Source organism: Sphaerobacter sp., from assembly GCF_019683595.1.
Classification (GTDB): Bacteria; Chloroflexota; Chloroflexia; order Thermomicrobiales; family Thermomicrobiaceae; genus Sphaerobacter.
Window position 1 is genome coordinate 1 of sequence record NZ_JADGHZ010000184.1, and the last position, 6,717, is coordinate 6,717.

At 67.4% G+C, this 6,717-nt stretch carries 4 protein-coding genes; all 4 read right to left on the reverse strand.

What is annotated here, in order from left to right; genetic code table 11:
- Positions 1-1,440, reverse strand: a 1,440-nt coding sequence (gene csb2, locus IRZ30_RS14570; RefSeq protein ID WP_294086195.1) for a type I-U CRISPR-associated protein Csb2, incomplete at its 3' end; no start/stop codon positions are given.
- On the reverse strand, positions 1,440-2,531 hold the full coding sequence (cas7u, locus tag IRZ30_RS14575; RefSeq protein WP_294086196.1) for a type I-U CRISPR-associated RAMP protein Csb1/Cas7u: 1,092 nt from the start codon (positions 2,529-2,531) through the stop codon (positions 1,440-1,442). The genes csb2 and cas7u, both read right to left, overlap by 1 nt.
- A gap of 62 nt (positions 2,532-2,593) precedes the next feature.
- The gene (locus IRZ30_RS14580) at positions 2,594-3,340 is read right to left on the reverse strand and encodes a hypothetical protein (protein WP_294086197.1); all 747 of its coding nucleotides are present in this window, start codon (positions 3,338-3,340) and stop codon (positions 2,594-2,596) included.
- Between the two features lie 29 nt (positions 3,341-3,369).
- The gene (gene cas3u, locus IRZ30_RS14585; protein ID WP_294086198.1) at positions 3,370-6,090 is read right to left on the reverse strand and encodes a type I-U CRISPR-associated helicase/endonuclease Cas3; all 2,721 of its coding nucleotides are present in this window, start codon (positions 6,088-6,090) and stop codon (positions 3,370-3,372) included.
- Between the last annotated feature and the right edge of the window lie 627 nt (positions 6,091-6,717).

A 6,717-nucleotide genomic window follows, 5' to 3' on the forward strand; every position in this document is an offset into this window, starting at 1 on the left:
GCCCCCAACACCCTGCCCCCAGGCGGCTGCGAATAGGCCCAGACCGGCGTGGCGGCCCGCCCCGATCGCGATCGGCCCCGGAACCGGCTCCCGGAACCGGATCCAGACGTGCCAGCGGGCAAGGTGACGCAAGTAATCGGGCGTGAAGTAGTCGCGCGAGTGCCGTGCGCCGGGCCACCACGGCGCCTTGCGCAGGGTCATGGCGTCGATCGCTTCCACGGGGATGCCGGCTTGCGCCACCGCCTTGAGGAAGAGCCGTTCGGCCTTGGTGAGCTTGCCGTCGTCGAATCCCGGCAGGACCACCGGCGTAACGGTGCACCACTCCTGCGCTTCACCGACATACCGGTGCAGGATCCGGCGCGAGGCCGGCCTCCACGGCTCCAGTAACACGCCACGGTCGTTTCCGTCCTGGTCGCGCAGCGTCGCGTTGCGCAAGCGCTGCCCGGCCCAGCGCGCGTGCGAGCCGTCGCCGCCGAACGGCTCGGCAATGAGAAGGCGGCGGACCATCCCATCGGCGTGTGCATGACCGACGCTTGGCAGTGGCAGGTACGAGAAGCGCGGCGCGCCCCGCCCCGTGCTCCCGAGGTGGCCAGCCACGTAGACCTCCGCACCTCCGGGGAACTCGTGCGTGTCCGCCTTCGCGCACCGACACGCCAGGGAGCGCAGCATGGCCGCTACCCGCGCGGTGCTCTCAGGCCGGAAGGCGACGCCGTCGGCGAGTTCGAAGGCGACGTGCGGACGCGCCGGCAGCATCGTGGTGCTCAGGTACTGGACGGTCTGGAACCGGTTCGGTCGCCGCGGCGGAGTGTACCGTCGGCCATCAAGGCGTTCCACGAATGACCTGTAGGTCTCCTCCAAATCCTGGAGAGAGCCGTCCGTGGGGACACGCCAGGTCGGGCTTCCGTTGCCGTGGCTCTGCCTCGCCCGCCAGCGCCGCCCCGGCAAGGCGGCGAGCTCGGATTCCGTGAGAATCCGTCCGTTCCCGACCACCTGGTCGATCCCCCAGCCGAGGGCGAGCAGGTGGCGGGCTGCCCGGCACAGTTCCCGGGCGTGCAGTTCATCCCGACCACCGGCCGGGTCGAGCGGCCAGAGGTAGTGGACCGTGTCCCCGCCACGGAGCCGCTGCGGCGCAACGACCTTGCCCGACAAGCGCTCCTGTCGGTCGAGGACCCGATCACTGTCGTTGTTGGGTACATAATAGGTGCGCGGCGTCGTCCTCGTCGCAGACGGCGCCACGATCAGAGGCGGTGGGCAGCGTTCCATCCAGCGGAAGGCGTCGGTCCGTTCTGCCGTCCACTCGGCGGCGCGCCCTCCCGCACGGCCGCCGGCGACGAGCGCCTGGAAGAGCCGAAACGGGGATGGCGGCCACTCTGCGTCCGTATCTCCTTGCCCGTGAAAGAGCGGGTCAAGGAACGTGACCGAAATGCACAGATACCGCATCACTCGACGTCCTTCGCGTTTCGCCCCTTCCGGCTAGCCGCTGCGCCTCGCGCCTGGAGCTGGCTCAACGCCTCTGCGGTGACCGGGCCCTGCCGGAGAAGCTTCTTGCGATCGTCCTCCTTCAGGTTCAGGACCTGCATGGCAAGGTCGGCGTCGAAGGAAGCCTCCACCGGGTCGCGCGCGCCGAACGAGGCCGCGGCGGCGGTCGCGTAGGCCAACGCCTCGTCGTGGCCGATGCTGAGACCCACGCGAGTGCCGTCGTATCTGACCTCCTCCCATTTCGCGTTCTTAGCAGGGTCCGGAACCAGCTCGCAGCCTTCACGAAGGCAGGGCTCCAGCGGCGCCGTGAAGCCGATCAGGGCCAGCCCCAGGATGTACCGACGAAGCGTCAGCGTTTCCTCCTCCGACCGACCGGCCAGGGAGCGCAGCGAGGTGAGATTGACGATGGCCTCGCGGCGGATCTCGCCATCGACCAGGACTCCGCCATGCGTCCGAACCGCCGGAACATGCGCCAGGCCGAGTTCTGCTTTCGGGCCTTTGGTCGTGGTCTGCACGTCGCCGGCGTCGAGGATTTCACCCGCGATCGTCGAATACTGCGCCGACCGGGTCAGTGGTCTGACGTTGTAGGCGCGGATCACGGACCGGACGATCCTCGGGAGCCTGGCCTGGGTCGCCCGCGAGTCCCACGAGCCGAAGACGATGGACGTGGGTGCAATCCTGGCGAGCGGTTCCGCGTTGCCCTCGTCCCGGTACGCGAGGAAGGCCTCGTGCAATTCGGGTCCCAGCGTCGAGAACCGCACGATCGCATCAGCCGCGCGGTGACCCGCATCGAGAAGGTCGATCTTGCGGTCGCCGGCGCGAATCACGACCTGCGGCACGAGGTGCCGGTACTTCTCGCGCTTGAAGAGCGGTTCCATGCGGTTCGCTTGGGAGCCAACGCTGTCGATCTGGCAAACGTTTGTCTTGTCGTCTTCGAAGTAATCGATGTTGTAGCCGGCCTTGTCCTCCGCGATCGGATATGTCGGCGGGAAGATCACAGCGTCCTTCCCCTCCACCGGCATCAACCACTGTCGCACGACGAGCGCCGCCACCTCACTGCCGTCCTTCAGCCAATGGTCGTACTGTTCCAGGTTTACCTCTTGAGCGCACATTATCATTCTCCGATGGAGGTTGACGTGCTGAGGCCTTTGAACGTTCCACGTTTGACGAATCGGCAACGAAACCGCGTTGAGAACGACGTGGTTACGACGCCTCGAACAACTGCCGCAGCAGGTTGTGCCATTAACGGCATGCGCCAAACGCAGTAATCGATCTCTTCCTGCCGTGCGCGAAGAGCTGGCAGAAAGCGTTGTAGGCCGATCGCACCGAACAGCTCGACCGCAGGCCTGAGTGGTAGACGTTTCAGGCTCGCGTGCTCGTTCAGCGAAAAGCCGACATCCAGAGCATTCCAGCCCACGGACGAATCAAACCCGTAGGAGCCCTGGATCGGCGTGCTGACCTCGAAGACCTGGGACGTATCACTTGAAATATGTTTCTGAGCTGTCTGCAGAGGTTTAATCCACTTAGTATACATCTGTAGTGAGCTGGCGTTCGCCGCCCATGTTTTGAAGGGTGTCGGCGAGGTTCGCACGAAGAGCCACCAGTCGAGTTCCAGATCGAGCGGCGGTCCAACGCGGATCGGTGCGATCTTGGCGTCATCTCCGCCGAAAGGTATTACCTCCGCCGTGCACTGCGTAACTTGCTCGATCAATTCGCTCAGCGGGTCCTCAGCCTCCGCGTTATCACAGGCCACGTGAAAGTACTGTCCCTCGAACCAACCCTCGGCCCCCGGCCAGAGCCGATGCGCCGCTTCTAGCAGACCGCAGCAGGCGAAGAACTGGCCGGGGTTGGTCACGTCCACGCGGACACTGAAGCTCGGAGTCGGAGCCATCATGTCTCGACTTTATCGGCGGGTAAGGGGTTGAGCGATTCGACGGCCTCGCGCGACGCGACGGCATCCGCGCACCGAAGCAGGGATTCCAGCCACGCCAGCGTCCAGCGCCCATACCGTTGTTGCAGGCGACCGAACCTCCGCATCACGCCGGCGGCCGCCTCGTCGTTTTCGGCGGTCGTCCACGTGTTGTCGTAGGCTCTCGGCTCGAAGTGGGGCCGTGCCCAGCCGTGATGGGCGGCGATCAGGTGCAGCACCAGGTCCCGCTCCGGGCACGACCGCAGCTCCGCATCCGCCATCGCATCCAGCAGGGACCCGAATTCGTGGCGGTAACCGCCGAGCGCGCGGGGATGCAGGTACGTCGCGGACTTCGCGAGGGGCCCCGTGCCACGGTCGTTGCGGGCGTACCGTTGCCAGACCGGACGATCCTTACCCCTGTCATGCCATTCCGCCGCGGTGACGAGCGCGGCCTTGATCGGGTCCGGCAGCCTCAAGCGTTCGGCGATCACGGCGATCCGCGTGGCGACCGCCTCGGTGTGGACGCTCAGCGTCTGGCGCGCGCCGGCCGTCTCCGGGTTGTCGAGGGCGGACTGCCGGGCGGTTTCCGCGAGGATGAGGTCGAGCGTCTCGGCTTCGTCCTCAACTTCGTCGGGTTGCTTCAGGGCGATCCGCTCGTGCTCGCGCAGCCCCGCGGGGATGTCGTCCCGGACCTGGCCGGTCAGCAGGTGCTCGTACCGCTCGTTGCCGTCCGGTGAGCGACGGCACAGCCACCGTCCGCGGCGCTCGCCGCCCGCGCCCTCCTCCTCGGCAACGTCGAGGGAGATGCCGTCGGGTGGCATCACGGCCTTCGCATCGAGCATCCCGTTGCGGTCCAGCCCCCCTGCCTGGACCGGGAGGACGAGCGTCCGATACGCGAGGTCGAAATCCTTTCCGACGATGTCCGACAGACGCGACCACCGCGCCGCCCCGCGCTCATCCAGCAGGACCACGGGGAAGTCGATGCTGTCATTGGTTTTCCGATGAGACTTGAGCAGACCGGCGAGGGCGCTCTTCACCCGGTCGGTTCGGTCGTGTAGCCGCTCCCGCGCCGTGATGCGGCAGGCGCGGAACCAGCGGTCGAGCGCCGATTCATCGGCGCCCGCCTTGTGGAGGGCGGAGACTTCCTTCCGCCAGGCTACGAAGGTCTCCGGTGGATCCTGCGTGAGGCCGTGGAGGAAGGCCGTCACCTCGGGTCGGCCCGGCATCGTCTCGATGCTGGTGAGCGACCACGAGTCCAGCAGGATGTCGGTCAATATCGCGGCTTTCGGCCTCGGCGAGAACGCCGCGACGATCACCTCCGGCTCCACGTTGCCGAGAAGCCGACGCAGGTGCCCCGGACTCGCATCGATCTCTTCAGCCGTATGGGCGTTCCATTGCTGGAGGAGCGAGTGGGTTGCCGCGATGGCGGTCTCGAGTTCCGAGCGCTTGGCTCTGGTCGAGGCGTCGCCAACCACGTCCACACGGGCGCAGCGTCCGTCGCCACCCCGGCGGTTGACCCGGCCGAGTCGTTGGATCAACGAGTCGAGCGTCGTGAGGTCGCAGACGATGTGATCGGCATCGAGATCGATGCCTACTTCGCCAGCCGAGGTGCTGACGAGATAGACGGTTCGTTCGACCGGAGCATCGGAACTCAGGAGAGCACGGTAGACCGAGTTCGCCTCGACGAGCCGGTCGCGCTCGTATCCGCGGATCGTGCCAGTCAGGAGGGCGATCCGTTCGCCGCTGCCTTCACCCAGAGACTTCCGGAGAGCGGCGTCGACCCGCTGGGCCTGCTCCGGGGAGCGAACGTAGATCAGGACCTTGCATCGCGCGTCGTCGTGCGCCTTCGCGCACTCGACGATCTTCGCCGTGACCTGGTCGTCCGGAGCCGGGTGGAGACGGAGTCGCTTCGCGGCGGCAAGGCGGGCGCGGACGATCGCATCGGCTCCGTCGTCCGGTTCCAGTGAAAAGCAACCGCCAGCGCCACCCCGCGACGTTGCCGACAGCTCGATGACCCGGATCGGGCGCGCGGGGGTATCCGCTCCACCGTCGCGCCGGCCGTCCCGCTGCTGCTCCTGCGAGATGGCGCGGAGAAGATCGCCGAACGCGGGCGTGAGGTGCGCCTCGTCATGCACGATCAGCGCGTCTTGCCCGATCAGGCCGGCATGGTGCGCCCGACCGTAGCGCCCATCCCCGTAGCCGCTGAAGAGCAGCCTGCTGCCGATCATGTCGATGGTACCGACGACGATCGCCGGCCGGGCGGGATCGGCCTTCCACTCCTCGTTGTCCGCAAGCTCTCCGCGAAGCGTGCTGAGCGCGATCGGGGGGCCCTCGGTCGCGGACAGCCCGCGTAGGGTCCTCGCGATCGCGGAGAGGATCTCGGCGTGATCCCGCCACTCGTAGTTGGCCGGATCGACCAGGCGTCGGCGCAGCCGTTCGACCGTGTTCGTGGCCTGATCGACGACGGTGCGGCGGTTGACGATGTAGAACAGGCGCCGCGGCAAGTGGACTTCGCCGTTTTCGGCCTGCTGGACGAGCGCGAGCAGCCAGATGACAAGGACCGAGGTCTTCCCGAGGCCGGTCGGGATGTCGCACGCATCGGGGAGGTCGGTATCGACGAAGCGCTCGAACAGCCGGCTCTGCCACCGCATGGGCGCGAAGCCGGTCAAGGCGAGGAATCGGTTCGCGAAGCTTGCGTGCATATGAGGCGCGTCGGATGACTCGTGGACGCCGGTCGACCACCGCATCGTGAGCGTTGGGCCTCGGCTGGATCTAAGGTAGGCCGCCCCTCCGACAGCGGCGCGTTACCCGAGGACACGAAGGTCCAACGCCACGTCTGGCGTCGCGCAGGTCGGGGCATCGACGCGTCGCCACGTCGGAGTAAGCGAGGATTAGGCTGCGGGCAATCAGCGGCGGTCTTTGCGAGGCTCACGGTAATAAGTGAGACACGGGAGAGCAAGCTGGTCGTGCAAGCGTGGGCCCCGCGCCGGCCATCGCCCGTAGGTCCATCCCAGGTGGGACCGCGCGATGCGCCACTGTTCCGCCCACTGCGGGCCGTGCCCCAGGGACGCGACAGGTCACGGCGGGCGCCACGCGCCCCGTGCGCCTGGTCCCGCCCCGTCGCCATATCGAAGCAGCGGCAGGCCTGGGCGCAACCCACGCGCCCGGGCGCAGAGACTCACGCGACGCGCCAGGGTCGGCATTGGTCGGCCCCCCCGATCCTTTCGTCTCCGTTGACCCCCGTGTCCCGCGCGACTACAATCGCGCCACGGCCCGCGCGCACGGCGGCGCCGGGCTCCCGCGGCCGACGGGCCGCCGGCCGGGTGATG

What these genes read in the sequence shown, in the direction of transcription:
- cas3u (WP_294086198.1), bottom strand. Translation starts at nt 6,090, where the DNA reads ATGCACGCAAGCTTCGCGAACCGATTCCTCGCCTTGACCGGCTTCGCG.